The 12,908-nt window shown below is 61.4% G+C and carries 14 protein-coding genes; 5 read left to right on the forward strand and 9 right to left on the reverse strand.

Annotated features, from left to right (window positions below; all coding sequences use genetic code 11):
- Positions 1-190 precede the first annotated feature (190 nt).
- On the forward strand, positions 191-661 hold the full coding sequence (locus tag AC30D9_RS18820; protein WP_109756018.1) for a DUF1289 domain-containing protein: 471 nt from the start codon (positions 191-193) through the stop codon (positions 659-661).
- 24 nt (positions 662-685) lie between these two features.
- On the opposite strand, the gene AC30D9_RS18825 is transcribed toward AC30D9_RS18820, so the two are convergent.
- A complete protein-coding gene (locus AC30D9_RS18825; protein WP_490144573.1) occupies positions 686-1,549 on the reverse strand; it encodes a universal stress protein in 864 nt (287 codons plus the stop codon).
- Positions 1,550-1,728: 179 nt separating this feature from the next.
- Between AC30D9_RS18825 and AC30D9_RS18830 the strand changes: the two genes are divergently transcribed.
- Positions 1,729-2,334 carry a MiaE family protein gene (locus AC30D9_RS18830; protein ID WP_490144574.1) on the forward strand — a complete coding sequence of 202 codons (606 nt, stop codon included), beginning with the start codon at positions 1,729-1,731 and terminating at the stop codon, positions 2,332-2,334.
- Positions 2,335-2,474: 140 nt separating this feature from the next.
- On the opposite strand, the gene AC30D9_RS18835 is transcribed toward AC30D9_RS18830, so the two are convergent.
- The 3 genes from AC30D9_RS18835 to AC30D9_RS18845 form a co-directional block, all read right to left on the reverse strand.
- A complete protein-coding gene (locus AC30D9_RS18835) occupies positions 2,475-2,963 on the reverse strand; it encodes a GFA family protein (RefSeq protein WP_307571004.1) in 489 nt (162 codons plus the stop codon).
- A gap of 201 nt (positions 2,964-3,164) precedes the next feature.
- Positions 3,165-3,779, reverse strand: a complete 615-nt coding sequence (locus AC30D9_RS18840; RefSeq protein ID WP_490144575.1) for a DNA-3-methyladenine glycosylase family protein — start codon at positions 3,777-3,779, stop codon at positions 3,165-3,167.
- A gap of 23 nt (positions 3,780-3,802) precedes the next feature.
- On the reverse strand, positions 3,803-4,885 hold the full coding sequence (locus AC30D9_RS18845) for a bifunctional transcriptional activator/DNA repair enzyme AdaA (RefSeq protein ID WP_307571002.1): 1,083 nt from the start codon (positions 4,883-4,885) through the stop codon (positions 3,803-3,805).
- A 145-nt stretch (positions 4,886-5,030) separates the two neighbouring features.
- Here AC30D9_RS18845 and AC30D9_RS18850 point away from each other — a divergent pair, with 145 nt between their 5' ends.
- Entirely contained in the window at positions 5,031-5,519 is a 489-nt protein-coding gene (locus AC30D9_RS18850; RefSeq protein ID WP_167659314.1) for a hypothetical protein, read from the forward strand.
- 154 nt (positions 5,520-5,673) lie between these two features.
- Entirely contained in the window at positions 5,674-6,261 is a 588-nt protein-coding gene (locus AC30D9_RS18855; protein WP_109756025.1) for a LysE family translocator, read from the forward strand.
- 64 nt (positions 6,262-6,325) lie between these two features.
- Here the strand turns inward: AC30D9_RS18855 and AC30D9_RS18860 are convergent, their stop codons facing one another.
- Positions 6,326-7,150 (reverse strand): helix-turn-helix transcriptional regulator, encoded by an 825-nt coding sequence (locus AC30D9_RS18860; protein ID WP_490144576.1) that lies wholly within the window; start codon positions 7,148-7,150, stop codon positions 6,326-6,328.
- A 137-nt stretch (positions 7,151-7,287) separates the two neighbouring features.
- Here AC30D9_RS18860 and AC30D9_RS18865 point away from each other — a divergent pair, with 137 nt between their 5' ends.
- Complete coding sequence (locus tag AC30D9_RS18865; protein ID WP_490144577.1) at positions 7,288-8,250, forward strand: GGDEF domain-containing protein; 963 nt, start codon at positions 7,288-7,290, stop codon at positions 8,248-8,250.
- A 134-nt stretch (positions 8,251-8,384) separates the two neighbouring features.
- Here AC30D9_RS18865 and fabI read toward each other — a convergent pair whose 3' ends face one another.
- From fabI to AC30D9_RS18885, 4 genes are read right to left on the reverse strand one after another with little or no spacing between them, the layout of a single operon-like run.
- Complete coding sequence (gene fabI / locus AC30D9_RS18870; RefSeq protein WP_053153864.1) at positions 8,385-9,179, reverse strand: enoyl-ACP reductase FabI; 795 nt, start codon at positions 9,177-9,179, stop codon at positions 8,385-8,387.
- Between the two features lie 19 nt (positions 9,180-9,198).
- Complete coding sequence (locus tag AC30D9_RS18875) at positions 9,199-10,809, reverse strand: ABC transporter ATP-binding protein (protein ID WP_490144578.1); 1,611 nt, start codon at positions 10,807-10,809, stop codon at positions 9,199-9,201.
- 1 nt (position 10,810) lies between these two features.
- A complete protein-coding gene (locus AC30D9_RS18880) occupies positions 10,811-11,830 on the reverse strand; it encodes an ABC transporter permease (protein WP_490144579.1) in 1,020 nt (339 codons plus the stop codon).
- Position 11,831: 1 nt separating this feature from the next.
- A complete protein-coding gene (locus AC30D9_RS18885) occupies positions 11,832-12,905 on the reverse strand; it encodes a microcin C ABC transporter permease YejB (RefSeq protein WP_092198160.1) in 1,074 nt (357 codons plus the stop codon).
- Positions 12,906-12,908: the final 3 nt, after the last annotated feature.

Here is a 12,908-nt window from a genome sequence, read left to right on the forward strand (position 1 = left end):
TCTGAAGGAACGACTGTGCTCGTGACGCTTTGAAAACAGCTTCTAACGGACATTGGCGCCTTAAAAGGCTGGCTGATTCTACGGGAAAAAAAAATTAAAGGTAAGTTGGACCTGAAAGTTTGAGGGGTGATCAATCTTAGACAAAGGGCTAACATGCCGGCCTGTCCTGCTTTTGCGTGTGCTTTTTCCTATGCCCAACCAGCTCATCAAGACCCCCTGCGTCGGCCTCTGCTCCACTGTCTACGGTGACCTGGTGTGTCGTGGCTGCAAGCGGTTCCACCATGAAGTGATTCACTGGAACGGCTACAACGAGGAGGAGAAACGCGCGGTGTGGATGCGCCTGGAGCAGCTGTTGGTGCAGGTGATGGTGGCCAAGCTGGAGGTTTTCGACCCCGGATTGCTGCGCCAGCAACTGGAGTCGCGCAAGATCCGCTTTGTGCCGCACCAGTCGGAATACTGCTGGGCCTATCAGTTGATCGCCCGGGGCGCGCGGGTGATCAACAACCTGGAGGCCTATGGCATGGTGCTGATGCCGGAATTCCGCGACTGGGAACTGCCGGACCTGCGCGACGCCATTGATCGGGAATTTTTCCTCCTGTCCGAAGCCCATTACCAGCGTTACATCGCGCCGGGGTTCTTGAAGGATGCGATCGGCGGCTGACAGCTTTTTGTGTGGCGAGGGGTGTCACTCCTTGGCCGCCAACTCCACCAGATGATCCTCGACTTCCTGCGGCTTGAGCACCAGCACATCGCTTTCCAGCGTATCGAGCACGGCCTCGGCGGTGTTGCCGATCAGGACTCCGGACAACCCCGAGCGGGCCACGGTGCCGATCACCGTCACCGCCGCCTGCAGCTTGCGCGCCATGTAGGGAATCAAGACGTCCGCCGGACCTTCTTCGATGTGCAAATGCTGGTCGTCGATGTCGAATTCAGCCTGGAACGCCCGGCACTGTTCGCGGTACTTGGCCTCGATGGTTTCCTTGAGCTGGAACGTCGGGTCGGCGGACGAAAGCATCGGTGTCGGGTGGGCACTGATCACATGCAGGTGTGCCTTGGCCAGCAGGGCAATGTCATAGCCGTGATCGATGATGGTGTTATGCAAATGGCGGTGCTCGCCATCGGCATTGCCGACATCGACGGCCGCCAGGATCACCTTGTCTTTCCAGGAACCAGCGGTTTTCACCAGCAGCACCGGGGTCGGGCAGTGGCGCAGCAGCTTCCAGTCCGCCGGGGTCAGCAGGGCTTTTTTCAGCGGGCTGTCGGGGAAGTGCTGCTTGATCACCAGCCCGCAACCTTCAGCCTGCTGCACGTCGATGATGGTTTCGTAGAGGCTTTCGTTCCAGGCCTGTTCGGTGGTGACACTGTAGCCGTCCGCCAATAGTGCGGCCTTCAGCACGCTAAGCATGCCGGCATGGTCATGTTTTTTGTCGCACACCAGCAGGTGCAGGTGGGCCTGGGTCACTCCGGCGATCAGTTTGGCGCGCTTGAGCGCCAGGCTTTCCGAATGTTCGGGCTCAATGACCACCAGGATGCTGCGAATGGCTTGCATGATCGGCGTTCTCCTGCAATGAAAAGGCTGGCGTTGCTCAACTGTAGTTACTGTGGAACAGTCTAGTTGCTCTGGGTGAGTCGTCGACTTGACGCATATCAACGGCGGTGGCTGGTGGTCTGGGGGCAGGCCGGTATAATCGGCGCCCTTCGCTCGACTACCTTTTTCCCGTGAGCCCCATGAATCTTCCCGAAATTCACGAATTCCTCGGTTGCCGCACCCCCGATGCCTGGGTCCAGGCCGCGCTGGCCGACCAGGAAACGTTGCTGATCGACCACAAGAACTGCGAGTTCAAGGCCGCCAGTACCGCCCTTAGCCTGATCGCCAAATACCATTCCCATGTCGACCTGATCAATCTGATGTCGCGCCTGGCCCGGGAAGAGCTGGTGCATCACGAGCAGGTCATGCGCCTGATGAAAAAGCGCAAGATCGGTTTGCGCCAGCTCTCCGCCGGGCGTTACGCCTCGGGGCTGCGCAAGGTGGTGCGCAGTCACGAACCGGTCAAGCTGGTGGACACCCTGGTGGTCGGTGCCTTCATCGAGGCCCGCAGCTGCGAGCGTTTCGAGGCCGTGGTGCCGCACCTGGACGAGGAATTGGGCAAGTTCTATTTCGGCTTGCTGAAAAGCGAAGCCCGGCATTTCCAGGGTTATCTGAAACTGGCTTACCAGTACGGCGACGCCAAGGACATTGCCCAGGTGATCGACAAGGTCCGCGACGCCGAGCGGGAACTGATCGAGTCGCCGGATGTGGAGTTTCGGTTCCACAGTGGTGTGCCGACTTTGTAGTGCTGGGTTACCTGGGCTGACGCCATCGCGAGCAGGCTCGCTCCCACAAGGGATTTTCTGTGTACACGCTATTTGTGAGCACTGAAGATCAAATGTGGGAGCGAGCCTGCTCGCGATAGGGTCGTTTGCAGCTCTGCCTCTTAACCAATCAGCCCCAGGCGCTCATGCCACTGGGCTATCGACTCCTTGGGATAGACCTCGAAACGCTGGTCACCCGGATGCGCCTCGACTTCCACCCATGGCGCCTTGGAACCGAGCATCAGGTGGGTGTGCTCCGGCGGTACTGGCAGTGGCGTGTCGATCGCTGAGGCAAAGGGGTGAACCAGTTCCGGCCATTCGGGGCTGAACAGCCATAACCCCGAACCGCACAGGGCACAGAAATGCCGTTCGGCGCTGCTGCGGTGGGCGCGTTTGTCGCCTTCGTCCTTGAGCCGCGCATGGTAGATCGAGATGTGCTTGCGCCCGCGCACCTTCAGGCTTCGGGCATCGCCCCCCAGGTTAATCGCAAAACCGCCGCCGCCCTGGGTCTTGCGACAGATCGAGCAGTAGCAGCGCTGATAAGGGTAGGGGTGGGCGCTGTCGAGGCTGAACGACACCGCGCCGCAGTGGCAGGAACCTTCTAGCTGCATGGGAACCTCCAATTGGGGATTGGAATGACTCAGGACAGCCTAGACGGTCGGTGTCTTGATCGTTGAATTGAGAGTGACCATGCGACCGCCTTCGCGAGCAAGCCCGCTCCCACAGGGAGTTTGTGTCGGTCGCAAATGTTCTGCCCGCTCTCGGTCAGTGTGGGAGCGAGCTTGCTCGCGAAGGCGTCGGTACAGCCAACATTACCTGGGCACTCGCCACAAATACCACGCCGCCACCGTTCGATAAGGGCTCCACGCCCGTCCAATCTCGACCATTTGCTTGCGGCTGGGCTGTTGCTCCAACCCCTTCAGCCGGCGATAACCTTCGCGTACGCCGAAGTCATCGGCCGGCAGGATGTCGGGTCGCTCCAGGCTGTAGACCAGTAGCATTTCCACGGTCCAGCGCCCGACGCCGCGCAAGCTGACCAGGCGTTCGATCAACGCCTCGTCCTCCATCGCTCGCGCGGTGGCGTAATCCGGCACCACCCCGTCCAGGGCCGCTTGGGCGATGCCCTGTATGGTCGCGATCTTGCTGGCGGAAAAACCACAGCCGCGCAACTGCATAACGTCTGTCGCCAGGATCTGCCCGGGCCTGGGGAAGGTCTGCGCCGGGAACAACGCCAGCAACCGCCCCAGAATCGCATCGCCGGCCTTGGCGTGCAGCTGCTGGTAGGCAATCGCCCGCACCAGGGCTTCATAGGGTTCGCGGGCTGGCTTGGGCAGCAGCAGACAAGGGCCGATCGCCTCGACATGACGGCGCCAGTCTTCGTCGAGGCCTGCCAGGAAGACACTGGCGTCGTGGTAGGGCACAGGCATCAGGTGTTCTTACTCCGGAGCGCTCAAAATGCCAGGGGCAGTGAAACCTGCACCGCGGCTTTTTCCAGCCGCAGCAGAAATGCCTTGCGCGGTTGTCCGCCACCATAGCCGGTCAACGAGCCATCGGCACCGATCACTCGGTGACAGGGAATGACGATAGCCAGGCGATTCTGCCCGTTGGCCAGGCCCACGGCGCGGCTGGCGCCAGGGCTGCCCAGGGCCGTGGCGATAGCGCCATAGCTGCGGGTTTCGCCGTAGGGGATTTTTTGCAGCTCAGCCCAGACCCGCACGGCAAAGGCGCTGCCGGGCATGTGCAACGGGACCTTGAATGCCGTGAGTTTGCCGGCGAAATACTCGGCCAGTTCGGTTTCGATCTGTTGCAAATGGGCGTTATGGCCCGGCGCAACGGTGTAGCCGTAGCGTTGCTGCAGCTCTTCCAGTTCCTTGGTCAGGGCCGGGCGGTCGAGGAATTCCAGCAGTACCAGGCCGCGGCGCTCGGCCATGGCCAGCATGGGGCCCAACGGTGTGGTCAGGCGGGTGAACAGCAAGGGTTCGCTGAGGGACGCGCGACCCGGTGTGATATGAAAGGATTTCACGAAGGCGTCACGAAAACCGCTCAATGACTCATAACCGGAATCGAACGCGGCATTGTCGATGGAGGCACCTTCCTTGATACCGCCCAGGGCAATGCCCAGGCGGCGGGTGCGCAGGTAGGCGTGAAAGGTCATGCCGAAATGTTGCTTGAACCAGCGGCGCAATTTCAGCGGTTCAATGCCTTGCTCCAGTAGCAGGGCGTCGGTCCAGCGCAGGTCTGGCTCGGCGTCTACAGCCTTGAGCAGGGCCTGGATCCAGTCCGGAGCGATGGCGGCGGCGTCCAGTGGCTTGCAACGCAGGCAGGCCCGGTAGCCGGCCGACAGGGCTTCGTCGGCATGGGCGAAGAACTCCACGTTCTCCGGTTTCGGCTTGCGTGCCGTGCAACTGGGGCGACAGAAAATGCCGGTGGTCTTGACCGCAGTGAAGAACACCCCCTCGTAGGCGGTGTCACGTTCGAGCATGGCGCGGACCATCTCGGCATGGGGCGGGAGCAGCGAGTCTTGTAGGTTCATGGGGCTGAGCATAGAACCGTGTCCGCAGCGACTCCACCGAAAAATCGACAGCGAATTTCCGTGCACTTGGTCGGCTGCTCGCGAACAAAAATTGAACCTCTGAGTCTTAAAGGTTCAACCGTTGTTTTTGTCTTTCGGAGACATCATGTCCAAACATAAGAAATCCCTCGTTGCCGTTGCTGTCTGTGCCTTGGCGCTGGGTGCCTCGGCCTTGCTGCCTGCCGACCTGTCGCCTATCGGTTCGAGCTACGCCGCAGGCGGTGGTAACGGTGGTGGTGGCGGTAATGGTGGCGGAAACGGCGGCGGTAATGGCGGGGGCCACGGCGGTGGCATTGGCGGCGGTATCGGTGGTGGCCAGGGCCACGACAAGTCCGGCGACTCCAGCGGCCTTGGCAAAGGATTGGCCAGCGACCACGCCGGCACTCGTACCCGCGATCATGGCCTGAGCGGCAAGCACACCGGCACCACCCGAACTGACCGTACCAGCAAGGCTTCGCTGACTTCGAGCATCGCCAAGGACCGTGATACGCGCGGCCTGACCAAGGCTTCGGCGATTTCCACCGCGACGCCGGGGACCCATAACACCAAGGGCCTGACCAACGCGACCAGCTCTTCGACCAAGAACGATCGCTGATCGCCTGAACAAGCCGCGATGCCTGATCGAGGTGTCGCGGCTTTTTTGTGGGCGAGGGTTTTGCCTTGTCCTCATTAGGCAGTTTTCTTCAATACCCGCCGTAACGGGCCACTTACCCTGATCGCCACTTCACAGACATGAAAGAAGGTATGCGATGAGCCTGATATTTTCCATGGCGGCGTTTGCCCTGGTCGCCTCCATCACGCCGGGACCGGTCAACATCGTGGCCCTCAGCTCCGGGGCTCGGTATGGGTTTCGCGCCACCTTGCGCCATGTAGGCGGTGCGACCCTGGGCTTTGTCTTGCTGCTGGTACTGATGGGGCTGGGGTTGCATGAAGTGCTGCAACGCTGGCCTGGGCTCACGCGGGTGGTGCAACTGGGCGGTGTGGGGTTTCTATTGTTCATGGCCTGGAAACTGGCGATGGATAACGGGCACCTGGGCGACGAAGAGGATGGGCGGGCGCCTTCGATGTTCTATGGCGCGCTGATGCAATGGCTCAACCCCAAGGCGTGGCTGGCTTGCGTGGCGGGGATGGGGGCATTCGTGGCCGATGGCGAGGCGCGGCTGGTGTGGCAGTTTGCGGCGATCTACCTGGTGATCTGCTATGTCTCGGTGGGTTGCTGGGCCTACGCCGGGAGTTTTCTGCGCACCTGGCTGGGGAATCCGGCGACCATGCGGCTGTTCAACCGGGCGATGGCGGTGTTGCTGGTGGCCAGTGCGGTGTATCTGTTGTTGCCTTGAGTTGCGAGGGCCTCCTTCTGTGGCGAGGGGACAAATCCCCTCGCCACAGAAGTGCGGGGCGGTGTCAGCCGCGATATTGGCCCGGCGTAGCCGCCAGGTGTTGCTTGAAGGCGCGTTGGAAATGCGCCTGGTCGGCAAACCCACTGTCCAGCGCCACGTCGGCGATCAGCTTGCCTTCGCGCAACTGGCGTCGGGCAAACTGGATCCGGCGGTTGACCAGGAAGGCATGGGGCGTCATCCCGTAATGGTGCTTGAAGGCGCGGCTCAGGTAAGACGGCGAGAGTTGCGCGGCGGCGCAGATGTCGTCGAGCTTCAACGCTTCGGTGCAATGGTCATGGATGAACTGCGCCGCTCGCATCAGCCCCGGATGGCTGCCACGGTCCGGCCGGCCGGCGGGGTTGAGCCGTTGTTGCAGGTCAGTGAAGAACGTCTCGGCGGCGGTGCGCTTGTGGTTGGTGCCGACCTGTTCATCCACCAGTTGCTCATACAACCTTTGCAGGCCAGTAAACAGCTCGATATCGCGACTGTGGGTGGTTGCGAAGCCCTGGAAATCCAGGTTTTCGTCAAAGCCGATACGGCGCTGCAAGTCCCGAAGCCACTGGGTGTCGACGTACAACATCAGGTAGGACCACGGCTGATCGTCGATCGGGTTGCACGCATGGACATCGCCGGGGTTCATCAGCACCACCGTGCCGCTCTGTACTTGGAAACTCGACCGTTCGTGAATGTATGTGCTGCGCCCGGCGGTGATCGCACCTATGGAAAAATGGTCATGGGAATGGCGCGAATAGCAGACCTTGCGCCCATCGGCGATGGCCCGGGCTTCGATGAAGGGCAGGGCCGCGTCGCGCCAGAAGCGAGGGGCGGCGTCGTGGGGGGCGTGCTTCATCGGTCGGCGTCCTCGTCTTGAACCTGGGTGGCAGTGTATTAGCCCTGGCCGGCAAATGCCCGTTGGATTTAGCCGTTCGATTTGAACGGCAGGGGTCCTGGACTAGACTTCATGAAGACCCGCCAATGGAGTTTTCGATGCTTGCGCCACGCAAACCGGACGACGAAGCCGCTCGCCTCAAGAGTCTGCACTCGCTCAAGCTGCTTGATACCGCACCCGAAGAACGGTTTGACCGCCTGACCCGCCTTGCCCGCCGTCTGTTTGACGTGCCTATCGCGCTGGTGTCACTGATAGACGCCAACCGGCAGTGGTTCAAATCCAGCGCCGGCTTGGACATTAGCGAGACCCCGCGGGAGATTTCCTTCTGTGGGCATGCGATTCTGCAGGATCGGATCCTGGAGGTCTGCGATGCGGAGCAGGACGAGCGCTTCCACGACAACCCACTGGTCACGGACGCGCCTGGCATTCGTTTCTATGCCGGGCATCCGCTCGAGCTGGAGGATGGCAGCAAGCTCGGCACGTTGTGCCTGCTCGACACCCGGCCGCGCAAGCTCAATGATGAGGAACGCGAACTATTGCGCGACCTGGCGCGCATGGCCGAGCAGGAAATGGTCGCGGTGCAGATGGCGAGCATGGACGAACTGACGCTGCTGTCCAATCGACGCGGCTTCAGGACCTTGGCCCAGCATGCGTTGAATGTGTGTGATCGCTTGTCGCGCCCGGCGACGCTGCTGTACTTCGACCTCAACGACTTCAAGCCGATCAATGACCGTTATGGGCATGCGGAGGGTGACAGCGCGCTAAAGACCTTCGCCGATGTGCTGCGTATCGCCTTTCGCGAAAGTGATGTGATCGGTCGCCTGGGTGGTGATGAGTTCGTGGCGTTGCTCACCGGTTCGTCCCATGTCGAGACCGCGGCGATCATGGCGCGGCTCGAGGAAATCCTCGATGAGCGCAATGCGATGTTGCAGCGTGGCTATGACATTCGGTTCAGCGTCGGTCAGATCGAGTACGACGCCCAGCGCCATCAGTCGATCGACAAGCTATTGGCTGACGCCGATGCAGCGATGTACGCGCATAAGCAGGTGCTACGCAGCTAGCACAGGCTGATCCCTGTGGGTGCGAGCCTGCTCGCGCCCACGGGTAGTGCGGTGCAATCAGACAATCAGCCATAAAAAACGCCGCTTGCCCTTTTCAGGACGAGCGGCGCTTTTACGCGTGGCGCGGATGAAGATTATTCTTCGATGTTGCCCATGGCAGTGGTGTTGAAGCCGCCGTCCACGTACATGATTTCACCGCTGATGCCCGATGCCAGGTCCGAGCACAGGAAGGCGCCGGCGTTGCCGACTTCTTCGATGGTGACGTTGCGACGCAGCGGGGTTTGCGCTTCGTTGGCGGCCAGCATTTTGCGGAAGTTCTTGATGCCGGAGGCGGCGAGGGTGCGGATCGGGCCGGCCGATACGGCGTTGACGCGGGTGCCTTCCGGACCCAGGGAGCCGGCCAGGTAGCGCACACCGGCTTCCAGGGAAGCCTTGGCCATGCCCATGACGTTGTAGTTCGGCATGGTGCGCTCGGCGCCCAGGTACGACAGGGTCAGCAGGCTGCCGTTGCGGCCCTTCATCATTTCGCGACCGGCTTTGGCCAGGGCGACGAAGCTGTAGGCGCTGATGTCGTGGGCAATGCGGAAACCTTCGCGGGTGGTGGCTTCGGTGAAGTCGCCGTCCAGTTGGTCGCCCGGGGCGAAGCCCACGGAGTGCACGATGCAGTCCAGGCCGTCCCACTTCTTGCTCAGTTCTTCGAAGACCTTGGCGATTTCTTCATCGCTGGCCACGTCGCACGGGAAGCACAGCTCAGGGCTCGAACCCCAGCCTTGCGCGAACTCTTCTACACGACCTTTCAGCTTGTCGTTCTGATAAGTGAAGGCAAGCTCAGCGCCCTCGCGATGCATGGCGGCGGCGATGCCGGATGCGATGGACAGCTTGCTGGCGACACCGACGATCAGTACGCGCTTACCGGCGAGAAAACCCATGTGTTGCTCCTCTTTCAGGTTATTCGGCAGTTGTTGGGGCCAGGAAGGCGGCCTCCAGCAACTGCTGTGTATAGGGGTGTTGCGGCGCGGCAAATATGCTGCGGGCATCACCTTGTTCGACCACTTGGCCATGCTTGACCACCATCAATTGGTGGCTCAGCGCTTTGACGACAGCCAGGTCATGGCTGATAAACAGGTACGTCAGGTTGTACTTGGTTTGCAACGACCGTAACAGCTCCACCACCTGGCGTTGCACGGTGCGGTCCAGGGCCGACGTCGGCTCATCCAGCAGAATCAACGCCGGCTTGAGCACCAAGGCCCGGGCAATGGCGATACGCTGGCGTTGCCCTCCGGAAAATTCATGGGGGTAGCGGTTCCGGGTCTCCGGGTCCAGGCCTACCTCCTTCAAGGCCGCGATTATCGCTTGTTCCTGTTCGGCTGCGGTGCCGATCTTGTGGATCCGCAGGCCTTCGCCGACGATCTGGCTTACACACATCCGTGGGCTCAGGCTACCGAACGGGTCCTGAAACACCACTTGCATCTCCCGCCGCAGAGGCCGGACCTGTTGCTGTGTCAGGCTATCGAGCTGTTTGCCCTCAAAGCGGATTCCGCCCTGGCTGCCGATCAACCGCAAGATCGCCAACCCCAGGGTGGACTTGCCGGAACCGCTTTCGCCAACGATGCCCAGGGTCTGGCCCTGGGGCAGGCTGAAACGGATGCCGTCCACGGCCTTGATGTAGTCCACGGTGCGTTTGAACAGGCCTTTCTTGATCGGGAACCAGACTTTGAGGTCCTCGACCTGCAGCAGCGGCGGGCCGATTACATTGGTTGCCGGGGTGCCGCTGGGTTCGGCGCCCAGCAGCTCCCGAGTGTACGGATGCTGCGGCGCGCGGAACAACTCTTCGCACGACGCCTGTTCGACGATGCAACCGCGCTGCATGACACATACGCGATGGGCAATTCTGCGCACCAGGTTCAAATCGTGGCTGATCAGTAGCAGCGACATGCCCAGTCGCGCCTGCAGTTCCTTGAGCAGTTGGAGGATTTTCAGCTGGACAGTGACGTCCAGGGCGGTGGTCGGCTCGTCGGCGATCAGCAATTCCGGCTCGTTGGCCAGGGCCATGGCGATCATCACCCGCTGGCGCTGGCCACCGGACAATTCATGGGGCAGGGCCTTCAGGCGCTTGTGCGGTTCGGGGATGCCAACCAGCTCCAGCAATTCAAGGGTTCGGCGGGTCGCGACCTTGCCGCTCAAACCCTTGTGGATGCCGAGCACTTCATTGATCTGTTTTTCAATGGAGTGCAGCGGATTGAGGGACGTCATCGGCTCCTGGAAAATCATCGCGATCCGGTTGCCGCGGATGTGGCGGATGGTTTTTTCCTTCAACCCCAGGAGATTCTGGCCGGCGTACTGGATGGTCCCGGTCGGGTGATGGGCCAGCGGGTAGGGCAGCAAACGCAGGATCGAGTGGGCGGTGACCGATTTGCCCGAGCCGCTTTCACCCACCAGGGCCAGGGTTTCGCCGCGCTTGATATCGAAGCTGACCCCCTCGACCACGCGCTGGCGGCGTTCGCCGACAATGAACTCTACCGCCAGGTCGCGCACTTCGATCAGATTGTCCTGGTTCATATCACTTCCTCGGATCGAAGGCATCGCGAGCGGACTCGCCGATGAACACCAGCAGGCTCAGCATCAGGGCCAGCACCGCGAATGCGCTGATGCCCAGCCACGGCGCCTGGAGGTTGGATTTGCCTTGGGCCACCAGCTCGCCCAGGGACGGCGCGCCGGGCGGCAGGCCGAAACCGAGGAAATCCAGGGCGGTGAGGGTGCCAATGGCACCGGTGAGGATGAACGGCATGAAGGTCATGGTCGAGACCATGGCATTGGGCAGGATGTGGCGGAACATGATGGCGCCGTTCTGCATGCCCAACGCCCGCGCGGCGCGCACGTACTCCAGGTTGCGCCCGCGCAGGAACTCGGCGCGGACCACGTCCACCAGGCTCATCCACGAGAACAGCAGCATGATGCCCAGCAGCCACCAGAAATTCGGCTGGACGAAACTGGCCAGGATGATCAGCAGGTACAGCACTGGCAGCCCGGACCAGATCTCCAGGAAACGCTGGCCGGCCAGGTCGATCCAGCCGCCATAGAAGCCCTGCAAGGCACCGGCGATCACGCCGATGATCGAGCTGAGCAGTGTCAGGGTCAGGGCGAACAGCACCGAGATGCGGAAGCCATAGATGACCCGGGCCAGCACATCGCGCCCTTGGTCGTCGGTTCCCAGCCAGTTCACGGAAGAGGGCGGTGCCGGGGCCGGGACCTTCAGGTCGTAGTTGATGCTCTGGTAGCTGAACGGAATCGGCGCCCACAGCACCCAGGCGTCCTTGGCGGCCAACAGCTCACGGATGTACGGGCTCTTGTAGTTGGCTTCCAGGGGGAATTCGCCGCCGAAGGTGGTTTCCGGGTAGCGCTTGAGGGCCGGGAAATACCAGCCATCGTCGTAATGGATCACCAGCGGCTTGTCGTTGGCGATCAACTCGGCGCCCAGGCTCAGCCCGAACAGGATCAAAAACAGCCACAGCGACCACCAGCCTCGCTTGTTGGCCTTGAACAGTTCGAAACGGCGGCGATTGAGAGGGGACAGATTCATCTCAATGCTCCCGGCTTTCGAAGTCGATGCGCGGATCGACAAAGGTGTAGGTCAAGTCGCCGATCAGTTTCACCACCAGTCCCAGCAGGGTGAAGATGAACAGCGTGCCGAACACCACCGGGTAGTCGCGGTTGATCGCTGCTTCGAAACTCATCAGGCCCAGGCCGTCGAGGGAGAAGATCACTTCCACCAGCAGCGAACCGGTAAAGAAGATCCCGATGAACGCCGAAGGGAAGCCGGCAATCACCAGCAGCATGGCGTTGCGGAAGACGTGGCCGTAGAGCACCCGATGGCGGGTCAGGCCCTTGGCCTTGGCGGTGACTACGTATTGCTTGTTGATTTCGTCGAGGAAGCTGTTCTTGGTCAGCAGGGTCATGGTGGCGAAGTTACCGATCACCAGGGCGGTCACGGGCAGGGCCAGGTGCCAGAAGTAATCGAGGATCTTGCCGCCCATGCTCAATTCGTCGAAGTTGTTGGAGGTCAGCCCGCGCAACGGGAACCAGTCGAAATAACTGCCGCCGGCAAACACCACGATCAGCAGGATGGCGAACAGGAACGAAGGGATCGCGTAACCGACGATGATCGCCGAACTGGTCCATACGTCAAAATGGCTGCCATGGCGGGTAGCCTTGGCGATCCCCAGCGGGATCGACACCAGGTACATGATCAGCGTGCTCCACAACCCGAGGGAAATGGACACCGGCATCTTTTCCTTGATCAGGTCGATGACCTTGGCATCGCGAAAGAAGCTGTCGCCGAAGTCCAGGTGGGCGTAGTTCTTGATCATGATCCACAGGCGTTCGGGCGCCGACTTGTCGAAGCCGTACATGCGCTCGATTTCCTTGACCAGCCCCGGGTCCAGGCCTTGGGCGCCGCGATAGGAGGAACCCGCCACCGACACTTCGGCGCCGCCGCCGGCAATGCGGCTGGTGGCGCCCTCGAAGCCCTCGAGCTTGGCGATCATCTGTTCCACCGGCCCGCCGGGCGCGGCCTGGATGATGACGAAGTTGATCAACAGGATGCCGAACAGCGTCGGGATGATCAGCAGCAGTCGCCGGAAGATATAAGCCAGCATCGG

Source organism: Pseudomonas sp. DF11, from assembly GCF_058148565.1.

Bases quoted from the DNA above. Each gene is read 5' to 3' on its own strand.
- AC30D9_RS18820 (WP_109756018.1), top strand. From the start codon at position 191: ATGCCCAACCAGCTCATCAAGACCCCCTGCGTCGGCCTCTGCTCCACT.
- AC30D9_RS18825 (WP_490144573.1), bottom strand. From the start codon at position 1,549: ATGCAAGCCATTCGCAGCATCCTGGTGGTCATTGAGCCCGAACATTCG.
- AC30D9_RS18830 (WP_490144574.1), top strand. From the start codon at position 1,729: ATGAATCTTCCCGAAATTCACGAATTCCTCGGTTGCCGCACCCCCGAT.
- AC30D9_RS18835 (WP_307571004.1), bottom strand. From the start codon at position 2,963: ATGCAGCTAGAAGGTTCCTGCCACTGCGGCGCGGTGTCGTTCAGCCTC.
- AC30D9_RS18840 (WP_490144575.1), bottom strand. From the start codon at position 3,779: ATGCCTGTGCCCTACCACGACGCCAGTGTCTTCCTGGCAGGCCTCGAC.
- AC30D9_RS18845 (WP_307571002.1), bottom strand. From the start codon at position 4,885: ATGAACCTACAAGACTCGCTGCTCCCGCCCCATGCCGAGATGGTCCGC.
- AC30D9_RS18850 (WP_167659314.1), top strand. From the start codon at position 5,031: ATGTCCAAACATAAGAAATCCCTCGTTGCCGTTGCTGTCTGTGCCTTG.
- AC30D9_RS18855 (WP_109756025.1), top strand. From the start codon at position 5,674: ATGAGCCTGATATTTTCCATGGCGGCGTTTGCCCTGGTCGCCTCCATC.
- AC30D9_RS18860 (WP_490144576.1), bottom strand. From the start codon at position 7,150: ATGAAGCACGCCCCCCACGACGCCGCCCCTCGCTTCTGGCGCGACGCG.
- AC30D9_RS18865 (WP_490144577.1), top strand. From the start codon at position 7,288: ATGCTTGCGCCACGCAAACCGGACGACGAAGCCGCTCGCCTCAAGAGT.
- fabI (WP_053153864.1), bottom strand. From the start codon at position 9,179: ATGGGTTTTCTCGCCGGTAAGCGCGTACTGATCGTCGGTGTCGCCAGC.
- AC30D9_RS18875 (WP_490144578.1), bottom strand. From the start codon at position 10,809: ATGAACCAGGACAATCTGATCGAAGTGCGCGACCTGGCGGTAGAGTTC.
- AC30D9_RS18880 (WP_490144579.1), bottom strand. From the start codon at position 11,830: ATGAATCTGTCCCCTCTCAATCGCCGCCGTTTCGAACTGTTCAAGGCC.
- AC30D9_RS18885 (WP_092198160.1), bottom strand. From the start codon at position 12,905: ATGCTGGCTTATATCTTCCGGCGACTGCTGCTGATCATCCCGACGCTG.